The sequence below is a fragment of the Pseudofrankia coriaricola genome (assembly GCF_001854805.1).
Classification (GTDB): domain Bacteria; phylum Actinomycetota; class Actinomycetes; order Frankiales; family Frankiaceae; genus Pseudofrankia.
The window spans coordinates 1-25,354 of record NZ_MBLO01000047.1 but is presented as its reverse complement, the minus strand read 5'-3'; the positions used below and the strand labels follow the sequence as shown (position 1 = coordinate 25,354).

At 71.8% G+C, this 25,354-nt stretch carries 19 protein-coding genes and 1 pseudogene; 12 read left to right on the top strand and 8 right to left on the bottom strand.

What is annotated here, in order from left to right:
* Positions 1 to 140: 140 nt before the first annotated feature.
* From BCD48_RS09480 to BCD48_RS09465, 4 genes are all read right to left on the bottom strand, one after another.
* Complete coding sequence (locus BCD48_RS09480) at positions 141 to 1,100, bottom strand: protein kinase family protein (protein ID WP_241841613.1); 960 nt, start codon at positions 1,098 to 1,100, stop codon at positions 141 to 143.
* Positions 1,101 to 1,456: 356 nt separating this feature from the next.
* Entirely contained in the window at positions 1,457 to 2,200 is a 744-nt protein-coding gene (locus tag BCD48_RS09475) for a class I SAM-dependent DNA methyltransferase (RefSeq protein ID WP_071047961.1), read from the bottom strand.
* Positions 2,201 to 2,359: 159 nt separating this feature from the next.
* On the bottom strand, positions 2,360 to 5,848 hold the full coding sequence (locus tag BCD48_RS09470) for a BTAD domain-containing putative transcriptional regulator (protein ID WP_083418382.1): 3,489 nt from the start codon (positions 5,846 to 5,848) through the stop codon (positions 2,360 to 2,362).
* Positions 5,845 to 6,762 carry an AAA domain-containing protein gene (locus tag BCD48_RS09465; protein WP_071047960.1) on the bottom strand — a complete coding sequence of 306 codons (918 nt, stop codon included), beginning with the start codon at positions 6,760 to 6,762 and terminating at the stop codon, positions 5,845 to 5,847. The genes BCD48_RS09470 and BCD48_RS09465 overlap by 4 nt, the downstream gene beginning before the upstream one ends.
* Positions 6,763 to 7,759: 997 nt before the next feature.
* Between BCD48_RS09465 and BCD48_RS09460 the strand changes: the two genes are divergently transcribed.
* Positions 7,760 to 9,079 (top strand): HNH endonuclease signature motif containing protein, encoded by a 1,320-nt coding sequence (locus tag BCD48_RS09460; protein ID WP_071047958.1) that lies wholly within the window; start codon positions 7,760 to 7,762, stop codon positions 9,077 to 9,079.
* Between the two features lie 101 nt (positions 9,080 to 9,180).
* Here the strand turns inward: BCD48_RS09460 and BCD48_RS09455 are convergent, their stop codons facing one another.
* Complete coding sequence (locus tag BCD48_RS09455; protein WP_131803872.1) at positions 9,181 to 9,468, bottom strand: hypothetical protein; 288 nt, start codon at positions 9,466 to 9,468, stop codon at positions 9,181 to 9,183.
* A 152-nt stretch (positions 9,469 to 9,620) separates the two neighbouring features.
* Between BCD48_RS09455 and BCD48_RS09450 the strand changes: the two genes are divergently transcribed.
* Entirely contained in the window at positions 9,621 to 9,848 is a 228-nt protein-coding gene (locus BCD48_RS09450; RefSeq protein ID WP_071047955.1) for a hypothetical protein, read from the top strand.
* Positions 9,849 to 10,275: 427 nt separating this feature from the next.
* Here BCD48_RS09450 and BCD48_RS45780 read toward each other — a convergent pair whose 3' ends face one another.
* Entirely contained in the window at positions 10,276 to 10,863 is a 588-nt protein-coding gene (locus tag BCD48_RS45780) for a VOC family protein (protein ID WP_241841612.1), read from the bottom strand.
* A gap of 970 nt (positions 10,864 to 11,833) precedes the next feature.
* Positions 11,834 to 13,249, bottom strand: a complete 1,416-nt coding sequence (locus BCD48_RS09440; protein ID WP_071047953.1) for an FAD-binding oxidoreductase — start codon at positions 13,247 to 13,249, stop codon at positions 11,834 to 11,836.
* A 214-nt stretch (positions 13,250 to 13,463) separates the two neighbouring features.
* Between BCD48_RS09440 and BCD48_RS09435 the strand changes: the two genes are divergently transcribed.
* From BCD48_RS09435 to BCD48_RS09420, 4 genes are all read left to right on the top strand, one after another.
* Positions 13,464 to 15,017, top strand: coding sequence for an MFS transporter (locus tag BCD48_RS09435; RefSeq protein ID WP_071047952.1), 1,554 nt, complete (start codon positions 13,464 to 13,466; stop codon positions 15,015 to 15,017).
* A complete protein-coding gene (locus BCD48_RS09430) occupies positions 15,001 to 15,603 on the top strand; it encodes an acyl-CoA-like ligand-binding transcription factor (protein ID WP_071047951.1) in 603 nt (200 codons plus the stop codon). Before BCD48_RS09435 ends, BCD48_RS09430 begins: the two co-directional genes overlap by 17 nt.
* 126 nt (positions 15,604 to 15,729) lie before the next feature.
* The gene (locus BCD48_RS09425; RefSeq protein ID WP_083418381.1) at positions 15,730 to 16,401 is read left to right on the top strand and encodes a SigE family RNA polymerase sigma factor; all 672 of its coding nucleotides are present in this window, start codon (positions 15,730 to 15,732) and stop codon (positions 16,399 to 16,401) included.
* Positions 16,394 to 17,176: a hypothetical protein gene (locus BCD48_RS09420; protein ID WP_071047950.1), complete on the top strand. Its 783-nt coding sequence runs from the start codon at positions 16,394 to 16,396 to the stop codon at positions 17,174 to 17,176. Before BCD48_RS09425 ends, BCD48_RS09420 begins: the two co-directional genes overlap by 8 nt.
* A gap of 77 nt (positions 17,177 to 17,253) precedes the next feature.
* Here the strand turns inward: BCD48_RS09420 and BCD48_RS09415 are convergent, their stop codons facing one another.
* Positions 17,254 to 17,736: a potassium channel family protein gene (locus BCD48_RS09415; RefSeq protein WP_071047948.1), complete on the bottom strand. Its 483-nt coding sequence runs from the start codon at positions 17,734 to 17,736 to the stop codon at positions 17,254 to 17,256.
* A 476-nt stretch (positions 17,737 to 18,212) separates the two neighbouring features.
* Here BCD48_RS09415 and BCD48_RS09410 point away from each other — a divergent pair, with 476 nt between their 5' ends.
* From BCD48_RS09410 to BCD48_RS09385, 6 genes and pseudogenes are all read left to right on the top strand, one after another.
* A complete protein-coding gene (locus tag BCD48_RS09410) occupies positions 18,213 to 19,484 on the top strand; it encodes a PucR family transcriptional regulator (protein ID WP_131803870.1) in 1,272 nt (423 codons plus the stop codon).
* A gap of 317 nt (positions 19,485 to 19,801) precedes the next feature.
* Complete coding sequence (locus BCD48_RS09405; protein ID WP_083418380.1) at positions 19,802 to 21,739, top strand: CocE/NonD family hydrolase; 1,938 nt, start codon at positions 19,802 to 19,804, stop codon at positions 21,737 to 21,739.
* A gap of 224 nt (positions 21,740 to 21,963) precedes the next feature.
* Positions 21,964 to 22,383, top strand: a complete 420-nt coding sequence (locus BCD48_RS09400) for a nuclear transport factor 2 family protein (RefSeq protein ID WP_071047945.1) — start codon at positions 21,964 to 21,966, stop codon at positions 22,381 to 22,383.
* A gap of 110 nt (positions 22,384 to 22,493) precedes the next feature.
* On the top strand, positions 22,494 to 22,961 hold the full coding sequence (locus BCD48_RS09395) for an NUDIX domain-containing protein (RefSeq protein WP_083418379.1): 468 nt from the start codon (positions 22,494 to 22,496) through the stop codon (positions 22,959 to 22,961).
* Between the two features lie 302 nt (positions 22,962 to 23,263).
* Positions 23,264 to 24,862, top strand: a complete 1,599-nt coding sequence (locus tag BCD48_RS09390) for an ATP-binding protein (RefSeq protein WP_241841611.1) — start codon at positions 23,264 to 23,266, stop codon at positions 24,860 to 24,862.
* A gap of 61 nt (positions 24,863 to 24,923) precedes the next feature.
* Positions 24,924 to 25,354 (top strand): annotated as a pseudogene (locus tag BCD48_RS09385) (hypothetical protein); the annotation flags it as partial.

Below are 25,354 nucleotides of genomic sequence, written 5' to 3'. Positions count from 1 at the left end.
TGATGACCGCCGAGGGCTTTGAAGCCTGGTATCGCGACCAGTTTCCGCGTCTGGTCGCGGCGCTGCGGCTTCGTCTCCGCCTCCGTGAACGGCTGTAGCGGCCCGGCAGGCGACTCCGGCCCCGCATCACCGGCTGATGATCAACGTTCGATGGCGGCCAGGGCCGATTCGGTGTCCAGGTCGACGTAGGCGGCGGCGTAGCGTTCGGCGAGGGTCAGGGAGATTTCCTGGCTCTGGTACCCGTCGGTGCCGAGGGTCGACAGCCAGATCGTCAGCCCGTAGGCGGCGGATGCCCGGTACTGGAGCCAGGCGTCGTCGAAGGAGGGGCGGGTCGCGTCCGGCACGTCCAGCGCAGTGAGGTACTCCTTGAGAAGGTCGGCCTCGGCTCGCCGCCGATCCTCGACGGTGAGCGAACCAACCAGGAAGTAGCCGACGTCCTGCGGCCAGGCGCCGCGGCGCACCACCTGCCAGTCGAGAAAGCCCACGTCATCGCCGGGCAGCACGTAGGTGTTGCCGATGTGGGCGTCCGCATGCAGCAAGGTCACCGGTCCCCGGCTCAGCGTGGCGACGTAGCGGGCCCACACGTCGACGTGGCCGTCGCCGTCGTACGCCGTCACGGCGCCCGGGAGGCGGCCGGCGCCGCGTTCCAGGCCTCTCGGCGTGTAGGTCCGCAGCCCGGCCTGGAAGCCTTCGGTCGGAGCCCAGGTCTGGACCCAGGCGAGGTCCAACTCGGTGGCCGCGGAGAACCCCCAGTAGCGGCTGTGCAGGCGGGCCAGCCCGCGCAGCCCGTTCGCGACCTGATCCACCGTCATCGGGCGGGTCGAGTCCCGCGGGTCGCCGCCCCGCCTGGTCACGTCCTCCATGACGATGAGGTAGTCCAGCCCGGGACGATCGATGATCACCCTGTAGGAGCGCGGGTGGTCGACGGGGATCGGGACACCGGAGTCGAACAGGTCCGGCTCGTTGAAGAGGTTGCCGTTGCGGGCGTGCACCGCTCGGTGGACGCCCTCGGCCTTCAGAAAGACGCGGTCCGGGCCGGAGCCCGCCGCGTAGGTGAGGTCGAACCGCGCCCGCCGGTTGGTGCCGTCATCCCGCGCCACGAGGATGGCGTCCTCGACCACTGCGCCTGGACAACTCTCGGCCAGGACCGCCGTGAACCACGCGGATGTCACCTCCGCCCAGTCGGCGGGTACCAGTAGCGGGGCGAGCCCTTCCGATGCGCTGCGCTCTCCAGAAGGCATGAGCCCGGAGTATGCGTTTACTTATCTTGGCGGGTCAACCGTAGCTGGTGTCGCGGCGGCAAAGGGTCTGTCCACCTCGATCTTCATGATCGCTGCGGACGGGTCGTCGTGGTCGCTTTGCGGCCGGATCGGCGACCGTGGCGACACGGTGGTGGCGATCCACCGGTCGCGCGTTGGCGGGCGAGCGTAGTCGGGCCTGCTTCGCCGGGGCGGTGCTACGGTGCGGCCGGCTTCTGCCAGATCGAGACGTGCTGGCGGCTTTCGCTGGTGAACGGGTCGCCGGACCAGGTGGCCCAGCGGTCGCGCAGGCTGAGGCCGGCCAGCATGGCCATCAGGTCGAGTTCCGCCGGCCAGACGTAGCGGAAGGGGATCGAGCGGAACGTGCCGTGGCCGTCGACGATCTCGACGTAGTTGGAGCTCATCCGCTGGGTGGCGACGTCGAACACGTCGTAGGACCAGCCATGCGCGCCGACCTCCCAGGGCAAGACGTTCTGCCCAGGCGGCAGGCTGCGCAGCGCCGGCACATTGACCTCGACGACGAAGCAGCCGCCCGGCTCGAGGTGCGCGGCGGCATTGCGGAAGACCGCGATCTGACCCTCCTGCGTGGTCACGTTTTTGATCGTGTTGAAGACCACGTAAGCGACGGCGAAGGAGCCGTTGACGGTTGTCGTGGCGAAATCGCCGATCGTCACGTCAACCGTGTCTCCGGCCGGTTTCGCTCGCAGCTGGGCGACCATCGCCCGGGAAAGGTCGATGCCGTGGACCAGTACGCCTCGGCGGGCCAGGGGCAGTGCAATTCGTCCGGTGCCGACGCCGAACTCCAGCGCGTGTCCATCGCCGGCAAGCTCGGCCAGGACATCGACAGCCGGGTCGACGGCCTCCGGCGTGAATCGAGACGCCTCCGCGGCGTCGTACCGGGCCGCGACCGCCTCCGGAAAGTAGCCATCCTCATCAAGCATCCGGGAACCGTATCGGCGGGATTCTGGCCGCGCTAACGAATTTCGGCCACGTCGTGGGCCCGGTCCTTTTGCCAGCCTGAAGGTGGACCGTCAGGCCGAGGCGGCAAGCCAGCAGCGGTAGTCCGAGCCGGCAGCGGTAGTCATGGAAACGGCGCGCGGTCAGGGCGCGGCGGTGAGCTGGGTGACGAGCGCCTGGGCGTCCCGGGCGACACCGGTCATGCCGCGCCTGGCCGCTCGTTCGGCCACGTCGCGAAGTTCCGCGTCGTCGACGGGCTCGCCGGTCCGCGCGGCGAGCTGGGCGGCGAACAGCCGGCAGCGCAGCAGCGCACCGGCGCCCTGCGTTCGGATGGCCAGCTCCGTGGCGGAGCCCAGGTGGGCCCGTGCCGCCGGCAGGTCGTCGGCCAGGGCGGCGAGCCGGGCGAGGCCGAGCGCGACGGGGCCCACCATGCCGCACTGCCCAATGTTGGCGACGCAGTGCGCGACCGGAGCCAACCGGGCCGTCAGCGTCTCGACGTGTTCCCGTAGCCCGCGGTCGGCGACCGCGTGCGCGAGCACGGCCAGCCGGCCGTGGGTGGCCCAGGTGACCGGCTCGAACCGGGCGATCTCCGCGGCGATCAGCTCGTCGGTGCCGGGTCCGCCCCGGGCGATCGCGGTCAGCGTCGCCGTCCACGGCGCGGACATGCTGATCGGCGGCGTCTCCGCCGGCTCGCCAAGCTGGCCCTGCTCGAAGCGGAGGCTCAGCATGGCCACCTGGTACACGCCGCTCTGGTACAGCTCGGTCTCGCGGTGCAGCTCGAAGGCGTGCCGGTAGGTCGCCTCCGCGGCGGTCAGGTCGTCGTCGCGCCACAGGGCGAGTGAGCCCTGCGCCCACCGGAACTGCACCCGGCTCGCCGGCAGCCGCAGCAGGTCGCTGCCGAGGGCGCCGAGCCGGACGTGGTCGGCCGCCGTCGGGTCGCCCAGCGCCGTCTTCGCCAGGTACCGCAGGCCGTGCGTGATCACCTCGTCGATCTGGGCGCTGGCGTGCGGCACGGCGGCGAGCCGGGCGAGCAGGCCGAGGGACTCGGTGGCCCGCTCGGCGATCCCGGAGAACGCCAGCGCCCGGCCGAGCAGGGCGTCGGCCAGCGCCTCGTCGTCCCCGGTCCGCTCCGCGAGGTCGATCGCCCGCCGGCTGAGCAGGTCGGGCACCGAGCCGTCCGGGTCGTAGCAGCTGCCGACGGCGAGTGCGGCCAGTACCCGGACGCGCGCGACCGGGTCGGCGGTGACCAGCGTCTCCAGGCCGGCGAGGCGGGCCAGCAACGGCGCCGGGTCGTCGCCGTAGACAGCCCACGGCCACGAACCGCTGGTGCGCAGCAGCGCGGCGGCGAGCCTGCCCGCCGAGTCGAGCCGGCCGCGGCGCACCGCGTCGAGCAGGCCCGCGTCGACCACGTCGAGCAGGGTCTGCCCGCGGCCGGCCCTCGCGAGCGCCGTCACCCTGGCGACGACAACCTCGTCCCTGTCGACACCGGGATCGCCGGTGGTCTGGTCGAGCGCGTCGAGCGCCTGCCCCCACCAGTGCGCCGCCGCCTCGGAGTACCACCGGCGCTCCGCGTCGAGCGCCGCCGCCCGGCAGGCGTCGAACACGTCGGCGGCGTCGGCGAGCGGCCAGGCCGCGACGAGATGCGCCGCCCGCCGGGGGAGCGCCTCGCCGCCGCCGGTCGGGCCGAGCGCCTCGGCGACCCGCAGGTGCAGCCGCTGGCGGCGCAGGCCGGAGATGCCAGCCACGACCTCGTCCCGCAGCAGGGCGTGCGCGAACATGTACCGCCCGGTTCCGGCGGCCTGGACGATGACATGTTCGTCCGCCGCCTCGTCCAGCAGGTCGGCGAGCTCGTCGCGGTCGAGCCGGGTGACCCGTCCGAGCAGGTCGATGTCGAGGGTGTCGCCGATGACCGCCGCGGCCCGGAGCACCTGCGTCACGGCCAGGTCGAGCCCGGCGAGCCGCTGGCCGAGCACCGAGCGCACGGCCACCGGCACCTGGCCGCTGGCCCGTTCCTCGGCGGGCAGCCGGGCGTACTCGCAGACGAAGAACGGGTTGCCGCCGGTGCGGTCGGCGAGCTCGGCCGCCTCGGCGGCGTCGATGGCCTGCCCGCTGACCCGGCCGGCGAGCTCGGTCACCTCGGCTTCGGTGAGCGGCGGGACGGCCAGGCGCCGGGAGCCGTGCCGGCGGGACACGGCGGCGAGCAGCCGGTCGAGCTCGGGGTTCCCGGAGACGTCCCGGGCGGTGGCGACGACGGCGAGGCCGGGGAACGCCGCCGCGCCCGCGAGATGGGTGAGCAGCCGCAGCGACGCCGGATCCGCCCAGTGCACGTCCTCGGCCACCACCATCAGCGGCCGGGCGGCGGCGGCGTCGGCCAGCGCGCCGGCCACCCGGTCGTAGACGACGAACCGGGCCGCGTCGGCGTCGACACCGGCCGGCGGGGTCAGCAGGTCGTCCGGGTCGGCGCCGAGGTCACGCAGCAGCTGGCGCAGCGGCCACCACGGCGGCACCACGTCGTCGGGGCATCCGGTGCGCGAGACGACGCCGCCGGCCCGTTGCCAACTGCCCGCGGCCTCCTCGGCGAGCCGGCTCTTGCCGATACCCGCCGGGCCGGTGAGGACCACCCAGCGGCCGGCGCCGGCGACCGCCTCCGCGAGCACCGACTCCAGCGCGGCCACCTCCCGGCCCCGGCCGACGAGATCGTCGTCGACGGGCGCCGGTTGTGCGCGGCCAGCGGAGCTGCCCCTGGTCGCGGCGTTGCTGCTGGTTCCGGCCGCGGTGGTGGCAGCGGCAGCGGTGGCGCCGGCGACGGCGACGGCGAGCCCGCCGGTGGCGGGCCCCGCCGACGCCAGGGCTGCGGGCCACGCGTCGAGCGTGCCATCCTGGCGCAGGATCGCGCCCTGCAGCTGGCGCAGGGCCGGGCCGACGTCCAGGCCCAGCTCCTCGTCCATCCGCCGGGCATGCTCGCGAAACACGTCGAGCGCCTCCGCGGCCCGGCCGGCTCGATAAAGGGTGACCATGCGCAGCCAGCACGCCCGCTCGGTGAGCGGCGTGGCGACCAGCAGCTCGCGGGACCGTGAGACCGCGGCGGTGACCCGGCCGACGCCGAGCAGGCCCATGACCGCGTGCTGCTCGCACTGCGCCCACCGCTCGTCGAACGACGCCGACGCCGACAGCACCCACGGCTCGTCCGCGAACTCGGCGAGCAGCGGTCCCCGCCGCCGCAGCGCAGCGGCGCGTTCGGCGGCCTCGACGGTCGCCGGCCAGTCACCGGCATCGGCGGCGGCGCGCGCCCGGTCGCATTCCCGCTCGAACAGCCGCAGGTCGATCTCGTCGGCGGCGACGTCCGCGACATAGCCGGGGTTGCGGCGCACGATCGGCGACGTCGCCCGCTCGTCGTCCCGCAGCAGCCGGCGCAGGTTGGAGATATGGGCGTGCAGGCTGGACAGCATGCTCGGCGGGTGTTCGTCGCCCCAGACGGCGTCGGCCAGACGGTCGACGGAGACGACCCGGCCGGCGTCGAGCAGCAGCGCCGCGAGCACGGCGCGCGGCTTGGGCCCGCCCAGCGCGACCGGCCGCCCCTCGCGGACCACCTCGACCGGGCCGAACAGGCGATAGAGCGGCACGCCTCTCATGATGCCGGGGCGAGGCGCTGGACGCGCTCGCCCCGTGTCGGGCGCCGAGGGCGCCCTCCCGCGCCGATCCCGGGTGAGGCCGGATGGCGGGGGGTGGGTCTGGTCCGGGGTCGGTGAGATGGCCGGGTTGGCGCTGCGCCAAGGCGCCGCCGCCAGCGGTGGCTGCGCCGAGGGCGCCCTCCCGCCTGAGCGATCCTGGCGAGGGCGGGCGGGCCCACTCTGACCAGTTCTCCGGCCGGCGGGTCGCGTGCCACGACGACGCCGAGCAGTGCGTTGTCGACGGCGATGTTCGTCGCGGAGACCAGCAGCACCCGTTTTCCTCGAGTGAGAAGGGCGTCGATGGCTCTCGCGAGCACGGTTGTCTTACCCGTGCCCGGAGGCCCCCAGACCATCGGTTCACCGCTGGTCGTACAGGCGTGGTAGGCGCGCGCCTGGTCGCTGGACAGGCCGGGGGCCCGGTTCACCGTTGACAGTATTGGAGTAAGAATGCCGTCAACTATCTGGCTGGCGAGTCCAGGGTCGCCCAGATTCTTCCAGCACTCGACGAGGTTGCGCTCGAGGTAACCCGCGGCCCTCGCGGTTCCCCACAACCACAGACCGGTGTGCGGCGCGTGCGGAGCGACGCGCACACGCAGTTCGCTTCGCCCCTCCTCTACCGCGGTCACCCGGTACGCCATCCGATCCGATGCGTCCGGTTCCCGGGGCGCGAGGTGCAGGTCGATCATGGTGTCGACACCGATCGGGCCCCGGGCCGTCGAGACGGCGTACACGCCGTCGTCTACGCGGCGTGCCTGCGCAACCGGTCGCGGTCGCGGCCGATCTCGGCGGTCGGGCGGTACCAGGGTCTGCGCGGCGGCGGTGACCTGCTCGACCCAGCTCGGCCGCACGAGCGCCTCCAGCATCGAACGGAGCACTGCCTGCTAACGTCTTAGGCCTGTATGTCGCCGTAGAAGGCTGTTTGTGACAGGAGCACCCTCGTACGTGGCCGGGGTGGAGCATCGACTCTGGATCAAGATCAAGCGAAGCGTGCTTCAGCCCGTCGACGGTCACAACCCGGCCTGGGTCATTGGCCGAACGACCCGGCTTGCGGGGTTGGGTGATCGTTGCCTGGGGCGGGTCGACGCCGTGGACCGGTAGGCCACTTCGGGCTGGCGTCGGGCTGCGCCGGGCAGGCGTCGGCGCTCGCCACCCGGCGTGGATGTCGACGCTGATCGCGGGTTGTCGCGGCCGGGACGTCGGTGGCGGGCATGGCGGGCCATGGCCTCCGGTCTGATGCTGGACGCCGTGTGGCGTCGTATCTCGCTGCGACGGATCCTGGCGGGAAATCATCTTCATCATGCGTCCGGCGGCCAAGTGGCGTGCTTTCATGCACGTTATAGAATATCGGTTGCTGACTCTTGGTGGGGCTCCCCATCCGGTCTCTTGGGAGATTTATGGTGGGTGTAACAGGGCTGCATTCCGGGACCCCTGTTATGGGTGAAGCGGAACTGATGGCAGGTTGTCTTATTTCACGCTCCGGGTTATCGTGAACGCATGTTCGAAATGCGCGTCGGCGGTTCGGGTGGTGGCGCCGTGTCGTTGTCCCAGAGCTCTTCGACCGCCCTTGCGGGCGCTGTCGCGACTGCCTCGGTGGGTTCCGGGCATTGCCGGTCGGTCCCGCGGGCGGCATCGCGACGTCCGTCGCCACATTCCTGCGCGCAGGCGCGGCGGGCAGGAAAGGGGCCGGCGGCGGGCGCCGCGGGTTCGGCGGAAGTCCCGGGCAAGAGGTGCCCTGCTGACATCGTCGGGCCGACCGTCTACGAATGCGCCGTCGATGGGCCTGCCACCGACGGTCTCGCCGTTGACGGGTCGGCCGCCGATGGGCCTGTCGCTGAGGGACCCGAGGCTGCCGATGGGCTTCTGGCGCGGCTGGTGGCGGTAGGTGGGGTCTTCGATGAGCTGCTGGCGGGTCTGGCGGCGTGTGCGGAGGCGGAGGCGTTTGAGCTGGTGGTGGGGCTCGCGCGGTTGGGGTCGCGGTTGGAGGGGTTGACGATCCGGGCGCAGGTGCGGTTGGCGGAGCTGCGGCCGGTGGTCGGGGGGTGTCTGGATGGTGAGGACGATGAGCCGTTCTCGCCGTATCTGGGTGATGAGCTGGCGGCTGAGCTGGGGCAGTCGCCGCGGACGGTGACCGGCCGGTTGGACCAGGCCTGGGACCTCGCCCACCGTCTTCCAGCCGCTCTGGACGCGCTGACGGTCGGTGATCTGGATCTGACTCGGTTGCGTGCGCTGCACGCGCTCACTCATGTCCTGTCCGGTGGGCAGCGGGCGGTGGTGGAGGCTCAGATGCTCGCCGGGAGCCGGTTGAGCTCACCCACCCAGTGGCGACGCAAGATCCATCGGATGATCGGCCGGCTCGACCCTGCCGCGGCCGCCCGGCGCCGTGCGGAGGCGAAGACGCGGCGGGAGGTGTCGATCGAGCCGGCCGAGGACGGCATGGCGCTGCTGTCGGCGACCCTGCCCGCCGAGGACGCACGGGCGGTCTTCGATCTGGTCGACCGGATCGCCAGGAACGACGCCCACAGCGACGGCGACAGGCGCCCGATCGGCGCCCGGCGGGCCGACGTCCTGACCGCCCTGCTCCTCGGGAACCGGCGCGAACGGGTCACGGTCGAGCTCCAGGTGATCGCCCCAGTCGGCACCCTGGCCGGGCTCGACGACAACCCGGCCGAGCTGGTCGGCTACGGGCCGATCCCGGCCCAGGTCGGCCGGGCGCTGGCAGCGGACGCGCGCTGGCGCCGGGTCCTGACCGACCCCGAGACCGACACCGTGCTGGACCTGGGACACCGGCGTATACCGACCCCGGCGCTGGCCCGCCTAGTCCGTCGCCGCGACACCCGCTGCGTCTACCCGGGATGCGCGACCCCGGCCGCGGCCTGCGACCTCGACCACACAGTGGCCTGGGCCCATGGCGGTCGCACCGCGCTGGACAACCTCGGCCTGCTCTGCCGCCGCCACCACGTCATGAAGCATCGCGGTGGTTGGACGCTAAACCAGCCCGAACCAGGCCTCTTCATCTGGACGAGTCCCGCCGGCCGGACATACCAGGTCGACACCAATACGAACGAGGAAGAGGGTCCATTTCCCACCGAAAGCAGGAAGCACAAGACCGCCGTCCGCGTGACCGCGACCGCGACCGCGAACAGGGCCAACGACGGAAGGCAGCCGTCCGAAGAAAATCCGTGCCCCTTCTAACACCAACGAAGATTCATGTTAGGCCGAAGGCCGTCGGTCGGCGTTGCGCTGCCCGCTCCGCCCGGTCAGTGCGGAGGTTCGCCCCAGAGCGGAGGGCCCACTCAGTCCCACGACCACCGCGGGAATCCCTCGTCGTCCACCCCGACATACCCGACGGCATCGCCGATTTCAACGGGATCGACGTCCACATCCTCGACAGGAGTTCTGGCGTAGAGCATGCGGGCAAGAGTGTCCTGCGCCGTCTCATGGTCCCAGGCGCGGACGTCGACGAAGAGGTGGAACCGGAAGCCCCTGGTCGGCCATTCGCARCGACAGCCGCGGCACCGCCACTGTTCCGGTCCGCCGAAACATGATCCGCTCGCCCAGGTTCCGTCCTCCTGCAGGCCCATGCTTCGGTCGGAGCGAAGACCATGGGTGACCGGGTAGGCATCCGTCCGCCCGCACACGGGGCAGGCTGGGGAAACCGCGCCTTCGTCGCCGCTCATTCAGGAGACGGTACCCTACGCATGGGTACGTACAGATTACGGACGGCACAGCAGCGATGGCGATCCTGGTCGACTTCCAGAAAACCCGCGAGGACAGCGCTCGGGTGGAGTATCGGTTCGGCCATCCGGAGCTGGACCGGCTGCTGGTGATCGAGAAATCCACTCGGGAGGGCACTCCGGCGGACGGGACGGTGGACCGGACGTACGCGGCGGCGCTCACGAAGATCCTGCGCTTGCAGCGGGAGCGGGAGACCTGGCCGACAGGCGGGACGTACGCGGCCTAGCGCTCGACGCGCTGCGCGGTCAGAGGAGCCCGCCGACTCGCGGCTCGCGGTGCGCGACGCCGAGATGGTCGGTCGGCACGAGGCGGCTCCGGCTCTGAAGACTCGTCTCTACCCAGCGGATTCCCGATTGGTGACGCCGAGGAAGCCTGGACTGCGCCCGCGGCCTCCACCTCGAACCAAACTCGACAACCTCGGTCCGCTCTGGCGTCACCACCATTCCGCCAAACACCCTTGAGGGTTGCATTTCGTGCAGTTCCGCAGACGAGCGCTCAAGCCGTCACCCGGGATCGGACGACCACCCGTTCGCTGACTGTTGGATTGCTCGGTCTGAGATCAAGTGACGCTGGCCAGGGGTTTTGGCGTTGCGGAGCCGTCGACGCGGGGTTACGGAGTTGCGGGCGTGGCGGTGTGGGCCCGGCATGGGCGGTCAGCCTGGCTCGTGGTCCTCGCCGTCCGGGCTGGCGATCACGACGGTGTAGCCGTCGGGGTCCTTCAGCCAGATCTCGCGGTGCGCCGGGCCGTTGCCCTCGCCGCTGGGCGGATTGCGCATGGGTGGGTGCACCACCGTCGCGCCGAGCCGCGCGGCCCGTTCGACGGCGCCCTCGAAGTCGGCGACGTCGCCGAACCACAGCACCGCGCCGTTGCCGACCGGCTGGTCCGGGTCGGCGAGCTGGCCGTGGCCGTGCTCGACGTCCCTGCGGTGCAGTTGCAGGACGAGGGTGCCGTCGGCGGTGACGAGCCTCTCGTAGTCCTTGCCTCCGTGGTCGGAGCGCAGGCCGAGCAGCTCCTGGTACCAACGGCTGGACTCCTCGACGTCGCGCGCGACGACCAGCGGCTGCGGCCGCGGCGGCCCGACCGGCACCGCGATGCCCAGCCGGTTGCCGGCCGGATCGCTGACCTGGACGAGGTAGCGGGCGCCGCCCTGCCGCCGCGGCTGCCCGAGGACCCGGCCGCCACGCAGCTCGACCAGGCGCAGCGCCTTGTAGCCTTGTAGAGGTCGTCGGCCATGAGCCACAGCAACGGGCCGCCGGGTCCGACCGGTAGCTCGGTGGTGAGCTGGCCGATGAGGCCCGGCGCGCGGAAGCCGACCGCGCCCGCGCCCTGGCCAGGCTCGTCGACCTCCCAGCCGAACACGTCCCGGTAGAACGAGGCGGCGGCGGACAGGTCGACCGCCGGAATCCACAGATAACCTACCGGGCTTCCCGCCCCGGATGCCGTCGCGCCGCTCATGTCATCACGCCTTCCCATCCGCCCCAACCGCAGGAATGAGTGTCCAGCACGCCGATCGTGGGGCCGCGATGCGGGCGGGCGGGCGTCGGGCGGGCGTCCGGTGGGCGGTGATCAGTGCGCGGCGCGCGTGCCGAGCGCAATCTCGATGACCGCGCGCGGGTCCTCATGGTCCGCGCGCCAGTCCTGGTCCTCGTCGCACCAGAGCCGCCGCGTTGGGCGAGGAAAGTAGCAGTCAGCGGCCTCGGATGCGCGGGCCATCGAAAGGCTGCGTCGGCCGTCCGGGTCTCGTCCCAGCCATACTCACGATCTGGATCGCGCAGCTGTCGCGTCGTCGCGGCGGACAGCCCGGACAGGCAGTGCGATGCGGTCTGCGCCGCACGCATCGGCTCGGCTGAACGTCCGACAGCGGCGAACCCGCAGGTCACAGTCGTCTGCGCAGAGCCACAAATGTAGTCCTTGACCACGAAGCGGGCTGGAAACTCGACAGCCCACCACCGCACCTGGAGCACCAACCCAACCGACACGGCACCCGACATCCAGCCCATGGCACGCAACATGCCGAGCAGTCGACCCATGACCGACAGTCGCTACCCGTTCTAGAAACCGCCGACAACGCACCACCTCGCGGCCTGGCCCGAGCCACTTTCAGCCGGTGCCCGGGCTGCTCCGGCGGACCGGCGGAGTCGCGGCGGGAGCTGAGCGGGCGACGGCCGGCCGAGACAGCCGGCCTGGGCGACGGCCGGCCGTCTGCGTGGTCAGGACCGGGCGCGGGCGGCGGCGGCCGCGCGTACCGGGTGCGCCGCCGCGATCCGGCCGTTCGGGTCGTAGCTGGCGGTCAGCGTGGCGAGCCGGGACAGGGCGGCCGCGTCGTACTTGCGCGCGACCAGCGCCGGGTCGGTGGTCGCGCCGAAGTTCGGCGCGCCGAGGCCGCCGGACCACGGCTCCATCGCGGCCATCACCTCGGTGGCGTGGCCGGCCGTCGCCGCGGCCAGCGGTGGCGCCGCGATGCCGATCGTCAGCAGCGAGTAGGCCGCGTCGCGGTGGCAGACGGCGCTCGGCTGGCGGGGCTCGCGGGCCAGCGCCCCGCCGAGCAGCCGCAGCTCGACGATGACCTGGGGACAGTCGGCCTCGGGGCCGGTCAGCGTGAGCAGGGCACGCACCGCCGTGTCGGGCAGCTCCCGCAGCAGCACCGCCTGCTCGTGGACCGGCATCGGGTCGACCGGATCGGCGTGGATCATGCCGAGCGCCGGGAACGGCAGGACGTCGACACCCCCGAAGATCACCGGTGCCAGGCCGCGGATCGGGTCGATCACCCGCTCACCGTCGGCCGGGTCGCCGACCCAGGCGAACCGGACGGCGACGGTGCACCGGCCGGCCAGCGCGGGCGGCACCGCCGGCATCGGCGGCAGCCGGAGCACGGCGATCGACGTCGACGCCTGCTCCGGCAGGTCCGCCGACCAGGTCTTCCACGCCGACAGGACCCGGTCGGCGTCCGCGCCGTCGAAGAAGAGGCAGCCGCCGTAGATCTCCTGGACGTCCAGTAGCTCGAACTCCACGGCGGTGACGACGCCCAGCGCGCCCTTGCCGCCGCGCAGCCCCCAGAACAGCGCCGGGTTCTCGGTCGCGGTGGCCCGGCGCGCCACGCCGTCGCCGGTGACGACGTCGAACGCCGTCACCAGGTCGCTGCCGTAGCCGAAGCTTCGAGCCACCGGCGACAGGCCACCGCCGGTGAGGTAGCCGACGACGCCCACGTGCGGGGCGGAGCCGGCGAGCGCGCCGAGGCCGTGCACGGCGGCGGCGTCGAGCACCTGCTGCCAGCGCACCCCGGCGCCGACCCGCGCCAGCCGCCGCACCGGGTCGATGGTGATCTCGTCGAGGCCGCCGGTGTGCACCAGCAGGCTCGGGCGGGTGTGGGCGAGCGCCCCGTGCCCGGTGGCCTGCACCACGACGTCGAGGTCGTGGGCGTCCGCGAAGCGGACCGCCGCGACGACGTCGGTGGCGTCGGCGACCGCGACGACGGCCACCGGTGCGGCGGGCACCGCCACGTTCCACGGGGTCGCGGCCGCCAGGTAGGCGTCGTTGCCGGGCAGCAGGACCTGGCCGCGGATCTTCCCGGCGAGGGCGGCGAGCGGCACGTCGAGGGACGAGGTGTCGGGGGCGAGCGTCGACATGGTGACTCCCTGAAACGGTGATGACCTGGGCAAACCCGAGGCGGGACGTGGCCACCATGTCGTCCGGCGCTTGGACACCACTTGGGGCCGGCCCACCGCCCTTGCGGCGCGCTTGGCGCGGTCTTTCAGCCCAGCGACCGCTCGCCTGCTCCCGTCCGCATAAATGGGTGTTACCTTCTTTTGGAGGTAACACCTATTAGGGGGAGGCTGTCGTATGCGGGGATCGGGGACGCGGCGGTGGTGGGCGTTGGGAGCGGTCAACCTGAGCGTGCTCGCCGTCGGGCTGGACGGGACGGTCCTGTCGGTGGCCCAGCCGACGCTGTCGACGGCGCTCGACGCGTCGCAGTCGGACCTGGTCTGGTTCTCCGCCGGCTATCTGCTCGTGCTAGCGGCGGCGGTGCTGCCCGTCGGTCTGGCGGGCGACCGTTTCGGCCGCCGTGGCGTCCTGCTCGCGTCCCTGGCCGTGTTCGCGCTCGGCTCCGTTCTCTGCGCCTTCGCGGGATCGGTCGGCGCGTTCCTGGCGGGGCGGTTGCTGCAGGGCCTGGCCGGCGCCGGTATCACGGTGATGGCGCTGTCGGCCCTGATCGTCCTGTTCGACGAGGAGGAACGCCCGAAGGCGGTGGGGATCTACCAGGCCGCGACCTTCCTCGCCCTGCCGCTCGGACCGATCCTCGGCGGCTGGATGCTGTCGCGGTTCTGGTGGGGCTGGGTGTTCCTGCTCAACGTGCCGGTCGTCGTGCTCGCCGCGGTGATCGGCTTCATCCTGATTCCGGAGTCCCGGTCGGCGGAACGCCCAGGCCTGGACCCGGTCGGCACGGCGGCGTCGGCGTCCGGGCTGGCGCTGGTGATCTACGGTCTGGTGCGCGCCGGGGAGCGCGGCTGGGGCAGCCCGGACGCGGTGCTGTCGACGGCTGCCGGAGTCGCGGTGGTGGCCGGGTTCGTCTGGTGGGAGCACCGGCTCGGCCGGCTGCCCACCGGCCGGCCGCTGGTCGACCCGCGGCTTCTGCGGCCGGGCCCGTTCCTGTGGGGATCGGCGCTCGCCGCGGTCGCGGGCCTGGCGATGATCGGCGTGCTGTTCACGATGCCCCAGTACTTCCAGGGGGTACAGGGAACCGGCACGCTCGGCAGCGGCCTGCGCCTGCTCCCGCTCATCGCGGGCATGGTCGTCGGCGCCGGGCTCGCCGGCCGGCTCGCGCCGGCGGTCACCGCGCGGTCGGTGGTAGCGCTGGGATTCGTGCTCCTGGCCGGTGGTCTCGCCGTGGGAGCCACCGCCGCGCCCACCTCCGGCCTCGCGTTCACGGCCGGTTGGACGGCACTGGTCGGCGCGGGAACAGGACTGGCCCTGTCCGCGTCGACCGCGGCGGCGCTGGCCGGACTGTCGGCCGAACGCAGCGGCACCGAGTCCGCCGTCGTGCAGGCGTTCAACAAGACGAGCGGCCCGCTCGGCACGGCGATCACCGGCAGTGTCCTCGTCGCGGTCTACCAAGCCAGGCTCGACAGCGCCGCGCTGCCGGCGGCGATGGCCGCGCCCGCGCGCCGGAGCCTCTACGACGGCACGGCCGCCGCGCGGGCAGCCGGAGCGCCCGGACTGGAACAGGCGGTCCGGGCGGCGTTCGTCGACGGCATGAGCGCCGCGTTCCTGGCGTCGGCCGCGATCGCCACGCTCGGAGCGTTCGCGGCCCTGGCCCTCCTGCCCGGCAGGCGATCCCGTAGAACGGAATCCGGCCAGCCGATCGAGGAGGGGACCGCCGATGCCGCCGCCCACTGACCGGGCCACGCCCGGCCTGCGAGAACGCAAGAAAGCCAGGACCCGGGCCACCATCCAGACCCATGCCCTGCGGCTGTTCCACGAACAGGGCTACCAGGCCACCACCATCGAACAGATCATCGACGCCGCGGAGGTCTCCGAGACGACCTTCTTCCGCTACTTCCGCACGAAGGAGGACGTCGTCCTCCAAGACGACCTCGACCCCCTGATCGTCGAGGCGTTCCAGAAACAGCCCGCGGATCTGACGCCCATCCAGGCGATCCGCGCCGCGATCCGCCAGCAGTTCGACGCGCTCGCCCCGGACCAGAGGCAGGCGATACAGGAGCGCACCTCGCTCATCCTCGCCGAGCGCCCGCTGCGCGCCGCCATGCTGGACCAGATCTCCCAGGCGATGCTCCTGCTCGCCGACGCGGTCGCCGAGCGGACGGGACGCCCGAAGGACGACCTCGCCGTGCGCACCGTCGCCGGCAGCGCCATCGGCGCCATGCTCGCCACCCTGCCCGCCCTCGCCGAGAACCCCGCCGCGGACCTGCCCGCCCTCATCGACCAGGCACTCGGCCATCTTGAGGCCGGACTACCGGTCTGAAGCGGCTGTCTCAACGCGGGGAGCTGACGGTGCTCCCGCCCGACGCGTGGCGGCCGCATGGCGCGGTACCCGGTTGGGCGAGCGTTGGGCATCGGCGCGGAACCTCCTGGCCGCTGGACGCCTGATATGGGTGTGAAGTCGACCAGACCTCAGGGAACCGCCGACGACGCGACGTGGCCGGCGGGTGGCCTGACGGAGACCGGCCCATCGGGGACACCGGCCGGCGACTCGTTTGAGGCGTTCGTCCGGGCGAGGTCCGACGTCCTGTTCCGTACCGCGTTCGTCCTGACGGGACGCCGCGCGGCCGCGGAGGACCTGGTCCAGGAAACCCTCGCGCGGGTTCTGCTGGTGTGGCGTCGGGTCGCCGCCAGGGGCGAGCCGGACGCCTACGTCTACCGCGTGATGGTCAACACCCATCGTCGGACGGGGTGGAAGGTGCTGGCGCGGGAACGGCCGACCGCCCGGCTGCCGGACCGGCCGGGCCCTGACGCGTTCGCCCGTACCGAGAGCCTGGACCAGCTGTCCCGGGTACTGGCGCGGCTGCCGGCCCGGCAGCGCTGCGCCGTGGTCCTGCGCCACTATCTGCAGTTCTCCGAGGCCGAGACGGCGGCCGCGATGGGCTGCCGGATCGGCACCGTCAAGAGCCTGACCTCCCGGGGGCTGGCGCAGCTGCGCGTCGCTGTCGACGACCAGCGACCGTCTCCGCGACCCTCCCCGCGGCCGCCGGCGCCAGAAGGCCCGGCCAGCCGCCCGACGCCGCCGCATCCCCGGACGCAGAGGAACGATTCCCATGGCTGACCGCCTGGCTCCTGACCGCGAGGAGGTCGTGGTCGAGCAGCGCCTGAAGGAACTGGCGGAGCTGGCGGGACCGACCCCCGACCTGCTGGACCGGGTCGCCGGGCGTTCGGCGGCGCTGCGCCGGCGCCGGACGTCCGTGATCGGTGCCGGCGCCGGTGTCGTCGGAGCCATCGCCGCGGCGACGGTGACCGTCGTCGTGGCCGGGACCGGGATCCGTGGCACGGATGGCAGGGACGACCTTGTCACGGTCCCGGCGATGTCGAGCTCCCCGACCGGGACACCTGCTCCGGCCGCGTCCACGGCCCCGACGCCCTCCGCGTCGTCGATTCCGACGACGCCGGCTCCGACACTTTCCCCGACCCGCGATGGCACGCCCAACTCGCCGCGGCAGGACACGTCGCAGCCGCCCGTCCCGGTGTCACCGAGGCCGGCCGTCAGCACGAGCGTTCCCCTGTACTCGCCGCCGCCGGGGTACTACTCACCACCGCCGAACCCTCCCGGGACGCTCACGATCGAAGGAACCACCGTCCGCTCGACGCCGTCGACCTTCCAGGTCGAGGAATGGGTGAGGGTCGTGAACAACGGCGACGTGGCGTGCCGTTTCAGTTTGTCCCGCGGGGGCTCGGTGGCGATCTTCACTGGACCGATCGAGCCGGGTGGTGGCGACACGATGAGAATGCCCGCCACCGCTGGGACCTACGACGTGGTCTGCGCACCGGACCCGGCCGCGACGGACCGACCGGCCGCGACGGGAACCGTGGTCCTGGAGCCCTGAGGCGGCCGTGGTGTGGCGGCGCGGCGGTGCGGCGGCGCGGCGGTGCGGCGGTGCGGCGCCGGGACTCGTCCGCGACGCTAGGCGGCCGGCGGAGGTCCGTCGGTGCCCGCATCGAGGGCGGCTTCGATCCGGCGCAGTCGGGCGTCGATCGCGGGCAGCAGCGCGTCGACGCCCGGGCCGCGTGGATCCTCGGTGGCCGGGGGACGAACAGACCCGTCGGCCTGCCCCCGGTCGGCTTGGGCGCGCCGGACGAAGCTGGACGTCACCCATGCGGTCACGATGGCGAGGAAGGCGATCGACTCGAGCATGATCATCGATCCGATGAACCGACCTACAGCTGTCGTCGGCACCACGTCCCCGTATCCCACCGTGGTCACGGTCTGCAGGGCCCACCACATACCGATCCCGACGTTCGGGAAGCTTCGTGGGTCGACGATCCGGATGACGATGCCGCCGGCGAGCACTGTCAGCGTCGTGGCGACGACCATGACCCGCATCGCGCGCCGCGCCGACAGCGGTTGGACCGTGTAGCTGCGCAGGATCCGGGTCAGAACCCGCATGTTCGTCCCCTCCCGCCGTCCCGCCCGTCGAGGTCGGCGCCGCCGGATGTGCATCGTCCGCGGACACACTAGGCCCGCGGCCATGCTCACACGCCGTAGCGGGCCATGCCCGGCGCGGACGCCTTCCCGGTTGTCCGAGGCGTGCCGCGCTGCCAGGTCCCGGGCGTGCCGCGCGGTCAGGCAGGGCTGGCCGCGTGGTGCCGAGCATCGCCGCGCCCGCCCGCCCGCCCGTTCGTCGGCGGGCGCGGCGGCGTTTACCTCTCGGGCGCCAGCCAGCGTCCGGACCCGTCATCCCGCGGCGCCTCAACGGCCCTCCGAGACACATCTGGCCTCTCACGGTCCGACCGGCTGGAGATCCTGGTCGGTCTGGCAGCCCGGAGGGCGTTGATCAGGCACACTCAGATCCCGGCCATTCGGATCCGGGCCATCCGGGATCTGTGGCGGCCCGAGGCGCTCTCGCCGTGGAGGTGACGCTGGTGCGGACGGCAGCAGACCAGGCCGGCCTGGCCGACCAGGCCGACCAGGCCAAGGCGCTGGAGAGCCTCCGGCGATCGATCGACAGTCTCTCGGATGCCGCCCTCGACGCGTTCAGCGAGATGCCGTGGTTCCGCGGCCTGCCGGCGCGGACCAAGTCGTGGATCAAGATAGTGGTGATGAACGAGCTCAAGGTGATGGCGGAGGACATCACGGAACCGCGTTCTCCGGCGCTGCGGGGAATCTTCTCGGACGCCCCCAGGGGAGTACTGCAGCAGCTGTCGCTGGGGCAGGTCGTCGAACTCATCCGGCTGACGGTCGAGACCGTTCTCACGGCCGTCGACGACGTCATGGGCGAGCCATCGGCCGCCCTGCTCCGAGGAGATCTCGAACGATACGGCCGCGAGGCCGCTTTCGCCGCGGCGTCGGTCTACGCGCGGGTCGCGCAACATCGCGCCCGCGACGGCGACCAACGCCAGAAGCTGTTGGTCGACGCGCTGCTCGAGGGCGACGAGCGGGAGATCACGGACCGGGCCGGCGGCGTTTTCCCGCTGGGCGTCCCGGTCCGTATCGCGGGGGCTGTCCCGCCCGTCGATTCCACCGAGGCCGTGCTGCGCGCGATGCTTCGGATCATGGACGCGCACGGCGCCCCGGCGTGCGCCGCCCGGCGCGGGTCGGCCGTCCTGCTGATCGCGCCCGCGGCGATGGGGGGCGGCCAGGACGGTGTGCTCGCCGCGCTGGACGAAATGGTTCGCACCGCGGCGCCAGGCGAAGCGGCACTGATCGACACCCTCGTCGTCAGCAACCCGGTCGAATCCGTTGTCGCCGCGCGCCCAGCCGCGGCCGCCGTCCTTTTCGGGCTGCGGGCGGTCGTCGGCCAACGGACGTCAGGCCGGGTCGTCGGGGTCGATGACCTGTTACCGGAACGGGTTCTCTGCGGAGACCGCCAAGCCGCGCGCCAACTGGTGGCCGAGTACTACAGCCCGCTGCTCGCGGCGGGGCGGGGGCTGGTGGAGACGGTCGACGCGCTGCTCGCTCATGACGGCTCGCCGGACGCCGCCGCACGCAGCCTCCCGGTCCACGTCAACACCCTGCGTTACCGGCTGGAGAAGGTGATCAGCCTGACCGGCCGCGACCCCCGCCGCGGGCGCGACGCCTTCGTGCTGCGGATGGCCTTCATCCTCGCCCGGACCGGCGCCGCGATCTCGCCGTCGCTGTCGCCGCCCTGGCCGCCCCCCGACCGGGCCGCCGGCCTCGGACCGCGGGTCCAGTAACACCCGCGTAACTTCGTACTTCCTCGCCGAGGACATCACGGGCGGGGCGTGCAAGGATTGTCCACGCGCCCGCCCCCGCGGAATTTCTCATCGTCGACACGCCGGCATTCACAGGCTTCTCGTGCCACCCAGCCCAAGGCGCCAGCCGTGTTCTGGACCGCCTGAGCAGGCGAGTAAGAGACCAATTCTCTTCGAACGGGTACATGGGCGCCCGCGCCCGGTGGTGATGACACCATGGGCGCCGCCCGGGGTGAAAAGAAATTGCGACTCGGGTACCTTCGCGCGCCTGGCCAGCTTCCGTCACGAGGAGGAACTTCATGAGCCGTAGATTCAGACAAAGCTTATGCGCGGTCGGGATGGCGACCGCGCTCGCGGGCGGCATGGTCGTAGTCGACGCCGCCACGGCGCGAGCCGCCGTCTCGCCGTTCGGGCATTCATGCGCCGATCAGAACGGCGTGCGTTTCTGCGCCACGACGGGCATCGACCAGCGGGTGGCCTCGTGGGACGGCACACCACTGGACGTCGACGTCACACTACCCGCGACCGGATCCGGGCCGTTTCCGACAATCGTCCTGCTGCACGGTCTCGGCGAGGACAAGACGGCATTCGAGGACACGTCACCCGAGGGATCGCAGGCGCTGACCTACCACTACAACACGAACTACTACGCCAAGCGTGGCTACGCCGTGGTGACGCCGACCGCGCGCGGTTTCGGAGGTTCCTGCGGCGCCCAGACCAAGACAACTCCCGGCTGCGCGCAAGGATGGGTGCACCTCGACGACGTCCGTTACGAGGCCCGGGACGTCCAGCATCTCGTAGGAAAGCTCGTCGACGAGGGAATCGCCAACCCGGCGGCGGTGGGCGTGACCGGGGTCTCCTACGGCGGCGGCACCTCGGCGCAGCTGGCCTTTCTCAGGAACCGGATCGCGCTGCCCGACGGAACGTTCGCTCCCTGGACCAGCCCGAACGGCACCCCCCTGAGCGTCGCCGCGTCGTACCCCCGCTGGGGATGGGCGGATCTCGCCAACGCTCTGGTCCCGAACGGCCGGGCCACCGACACGACGCCGCCGAACTATGCGACGGACACCTCGCCCGTGGGCATACCCAAGCTGTCCTACACGACCTTCCTGTACCTGGTCACCGGACTGTTCGGGCAGATCGCACCGGCCGGCGCCGATGCCGACGCCGACCTGACCACCTGGTACAAGGCCTTCCTGCGGGGAGAGCCCTACACCGGAACCGACGTGCAGGGCCTTGTCCGGGCGCTGCGGTACAAGGGCACGACGGCCATCCCGGGAGTGCCCGCGCCCCTGCTGGTGGAGAACGGCTGGACCGACGACCTCTTCAACGCCCAGCAGGGCCTGGCCCTCTACAACCAGGCGCTGGCGGCGAGCCCCGCGGCGGACGTGTCGCTGCAGCTGGGCGACACCGGCCACCCGGGCGCCAGCAACCGCGCCGACATCGTCGACCGGCTGGTCGACGCGGGATCGGCGTTCTTCGACGCGAAGCTGCGCGGGACCGGCGCCGGCCCGGCGCCGCGATCGGTGGCCCTCTCACCGATGAGCTGCCCCGCCGGCGCCGCCACCCCGGCGCCCGTCACCGCCCCGTCGTGGGCCGCCGCGCATCCCGGGACGCTCGCCTTCACCCAGCCGGGACTGCAGGCGACGACGTCGAGCGGGGTGAACTTCTTCGGCGAGAGCGACCGCGACCCGGTCCTGGGGATCCTGCCCGGAACGCTGGGTGACGTGCTCACCGGCCTCATCAACGGCACGGTGGACCCGGCCACCCTCGGCGGCATCCTGGGCGGCGACTCGTCACAGTTCGGCCCGCTTTTCTCCCAGGCTCTGCAGAAGTCCAACCCGTGCCGCATCTCGCTGGCCTTCCCGCACGCCAACGCCATCATTGCCACCGGGCCCACGCGGGCACAGGCGTTCACCCTGGCCGGCATGCCACAGGTGACGGTGAACATTCAGCACGTCGGCCCAGAGGGCCAGCTGGACGCCCGGCTGTGGGACGTCGCCCCCAATGGAAACGAAATTCTCGTCACCCAGGGCATCTACCGGGTGACGGCGAACCAGGCCGGCACGGCGACCTTCCAGCTCAGCGGAAACGCCTACACCTTCACCCCCGGCCATCGGCCCCGGTTGGAACTGCTGTCATCCGCCGGTCCGTACGCGCGGCCCAGCAACGGCATCAGCACGACCTACGCCACCAACGTCCGGGTCCAGCTCCCGACGGTCCAGCCGGCGCCCTGACCTGACCGGCGCGGCCAGGACCCACCGATGACCGGCGACACCTCCCAGGACCCCTGACCCGGAAGGACGGCGGGGCGGCGGACCGGGCGAGCCGAGCACGCCGCTCGGCGATCCAGGCCGCCGCCCTTCCGCACCGCCAGGCGTTCTGCCCGGCGCGCGCCGCCCGTCGCTGTGGTGGGATGACGCCGCGGGCATAGCGGGCGGAAGCGGGAGAGGCGGAACGCGTGGACGTCGAGACGCTGGGCGCGGTCGAGGAGATCAAGCAGCTGAAGGCGCGGTACTTCCGCCTGCTGGACACCAAGAAGTGGGACGAGTGGGCGGACGTGTTCACCGAGGACGTGACCGTCTGGGTCGAGGACGTCCCGGACGTGACGTTCACCGGGCGCGACGAGTTCGTCGCCGCGATCAGCGGAACCCTCGCCGGCGCGGTCACGACGCACCACGGGCACATGCCGGAGATCGAGATCACCGGGCCGGACGCGGCCCACGGCATCTGGGCGATGTTCGACTACGTCCAGTGGACCGAGCCGGCACGCACCCTCCAGGGCTACGGGCACTACCACGAGGAGTACCGCCGAGGCGCCGACGGCCGCTGGCGGATCATCTCCCTGCGCCTGCACCGGCTGCGCGCCGACCTTTCCTGACGCGGGCTCTCTCGGCACGACGTCTCCTGACGCGGGCTCCGCTCCCGCTTCGGCGGGCCCGCGTGGCCCGCCTCGCCCTTCCGGCCCGCCGTGGGCAGAGGATGGGGAGCGTGAGGCGAATCGACTACTACCACGACCCGAACGCGCCGCGAGCGAACGCGCTGGTCGTCGGGGGCTGCGCGGTCGCCCCCGACGCCGACGGGCGGATCCTCCTGCAGCGGCGGGCCGACAACGGGGAGTGGGCGCTGCCCGGCGGCGGGATGGACATCGGGGAGACGTTCGCTGACTGCGTGATCCGGGAGGTCCGCGAGGAGACCGGATTCGACGTCGTCATCGAGCGGATCGTCGGCATCTACTCGGACCCGGGGCACGTCTTCGCCTACCCCGACGGCGAGATCCGCCAGCAGTTCTCGATCTGCTGCGCCTGCGCCATCGTCGGCGGGGAGCTGGCCGTCAGCGACGAGTCGACCGCGGTCGGCTTCTTCGCGCTCGACCAGCTCGCCGGCCTGCACATGCACGAGACGCACCGGATCCGCATCCGCGACTACCTCGCGAACACATCCCCCGTACTGCGCTGACGATGACGGCCTAACCGGCGCATTCCTAGGCTGCGGCGAGGCGCGGGTCTCCCGCGAGGCTGAGGTCACCGGCGAGGCTGAGGTCACCGGCGAAGCCGAGGTCGTGCAGCGCCTTGCGGTAGGCGACGCCGAGGGCAGAAGTAACATCAACAAGGGTGCTGGGTCCGTCAGAGGCTCGCCGTCGCCGTGGCTTCCAGCGGGTGGTCCGTGATGACTGGACCAGCGGGCCGGTGGCCAGGACGGTTCGGCGCTCACCGCGGGTTCCGTAGAGTCGGGATCAGCGCTGCGTAGCGGGGAGGATCGTGAGTGCTGTGACTCGCTGGTTCAACACGGCGGGGCCGTGCGTGCCGAGCAAGCACTACATGATCCCTGCGTCGGCGCGGCTGCCGCAGGTTCCTGATCTCGTCGAGCGTGAACTGTACTTCGTCCTGCATGCTCCGCGGCAGACCGGCAAGACGACGGCGCTGCGTGCGCTGGCGGCCGAGTTGACCGCGAGTGGTCGTTATGCGGCGGTGGTGCTGTCGATGGAGGCCGGCCAGCCCTGGCCGGATGACATCGGCGCGGCCACTCGGGCGATCCTGACAGGCGCCCGCCGCACGGCACGAACCAATCTGCCGGTCGATCTGCGCCCACCACCCTGGCCGGACAGCTGGGAGGAAGGGCTGCTCTCGGACGCGTTCGCCGTCTGGGCGGAGACTTGCCCACGCCCGCTTGTGCTCTTCCTCGATGAGATCGACTCTCTGGGCGGGCGCACGATGCTCAGTGTGCTTCGCCAACTGCGCGACGGCTTCGCCGACAGACCCGTCGGCTTTCCGGCGTCTGTGGCGCTCTGCGGACTACGCGACGTCCGTGACTACAAGATCGCCTCTGGCGGTGACCCGACTACCACGACCTCGCAGAGCCCGTTCAACATCACGGTGGCGTCGCTGCGGCTGAGTGACTTCACCCTCGACGAGGTCCACAAGCTCTATGGCCAGCACACGACCCAGACCGGTCAGCGGTTCACTCCTCAGGCCGTGGAATACGCCTACGCACTGACGATGGGCCAGCCGTGGCTGGTCAATGCCCTTGCCTACGAGATTGTCAGCGGCATGAAGGTCCACACGTCGACGTCGATCACTACCGACGACGTCGACGAGGCGGCCGAGCGGATCATCGTCGCGCGCGCGACCCATGTGGACTCTCTGCTCGACAAGCTTCGCGACCCCCGCGTACGGCGGATCATCGAACCCATCCTAGCCGGCGCGGAGGTCCGATTCGACCCGTTCGCCGACGACCTCGCCTACACCGTGGACCTCGGACTGGTCCGACGGACCGCCTCGACGGTGGAGATCGCCAACCCCATCTACCGGAACGTGATCACCCGAGTTCTGGCTGACGGCCTCTTCGAAGGCGTCGTCGGAGCGCCTCAGCCGCGATCGTTCGTGCTACCCGATGGGCGCCTCGACCTGGACGGGCTGCTCGCGGGTTTCACCGGGTTCTGGCACAACAGCGAGGACCTTCTCCAAGGCGACGTGCCTTACCAGGAGGTGACCCCGCACGTAACCCTGCTCGGCTACCTCGACCGCGCCATCAACGGCAGCGGTTTCGTCGACCGGGAGTACGGCGTCGGCCGCGGTGCACTCGACCTGCTCATCCGCTGGAACCACGTCGGGCCGGAGGGCAGACCCACCGTCCAGCGCCAAGCCCTCGAGGTCAAGACCCACCGCCCCGGCGACCCCGATCCCACAACTGCCGGCATCAATCAGCTGGACGGCTACCTGCTACGCCTCGGCCTCCCCACCGGCCACCTCGTGATCTTCGACCAGCGCCCTGCCGAACGCAAACGCGTCGCCATCGAGCTTGGCTCCCAAACCGTGACCAGCCCCAGCGGCCGAACCATCACCGTGGTGCGTATCTGATGGCCTTTCCGCAGCCCGAGGACCTGGTCGTACTCGCCGTAGGCCAGGTTCGGGAGGCGCCTTGACGGACGGGGATGCCCCGCACTGGGCGGCGGCACAGGTCGCGGCGGTACGCGACTGCCCCGGGGACCGGTTGGCGCTCTTGGCGCGTACTTACCTCGGGCCGTTCGGTCGAGCTCCCCGTCATCTCCCCTTCCGGCGGGCCGCCGTGTCGTTCATGCGGTGGCAGGTCGAGCGCGGGGTGCTGAACCCGCCGGAGGCGGATGCTCCGGGAAGCCGCTGGTGGCGAGCCGTGAACGACCGGTTGCTCCGAGACGGCTGCGAGGCCGTGGCGCGCTCCGGCGGGATGACGGGCGAACTGTCGTCACCGGCGGTCAAGGTGTGGCTGGAGTTCGTCGCGGCACCGACGGCCCAGAACTGGTACCGGGCCCACAACGCGAGCATCGCCGCCGCCTACCTGGACCACCGTGATCTCGCGGTGGTGGAGTCCAG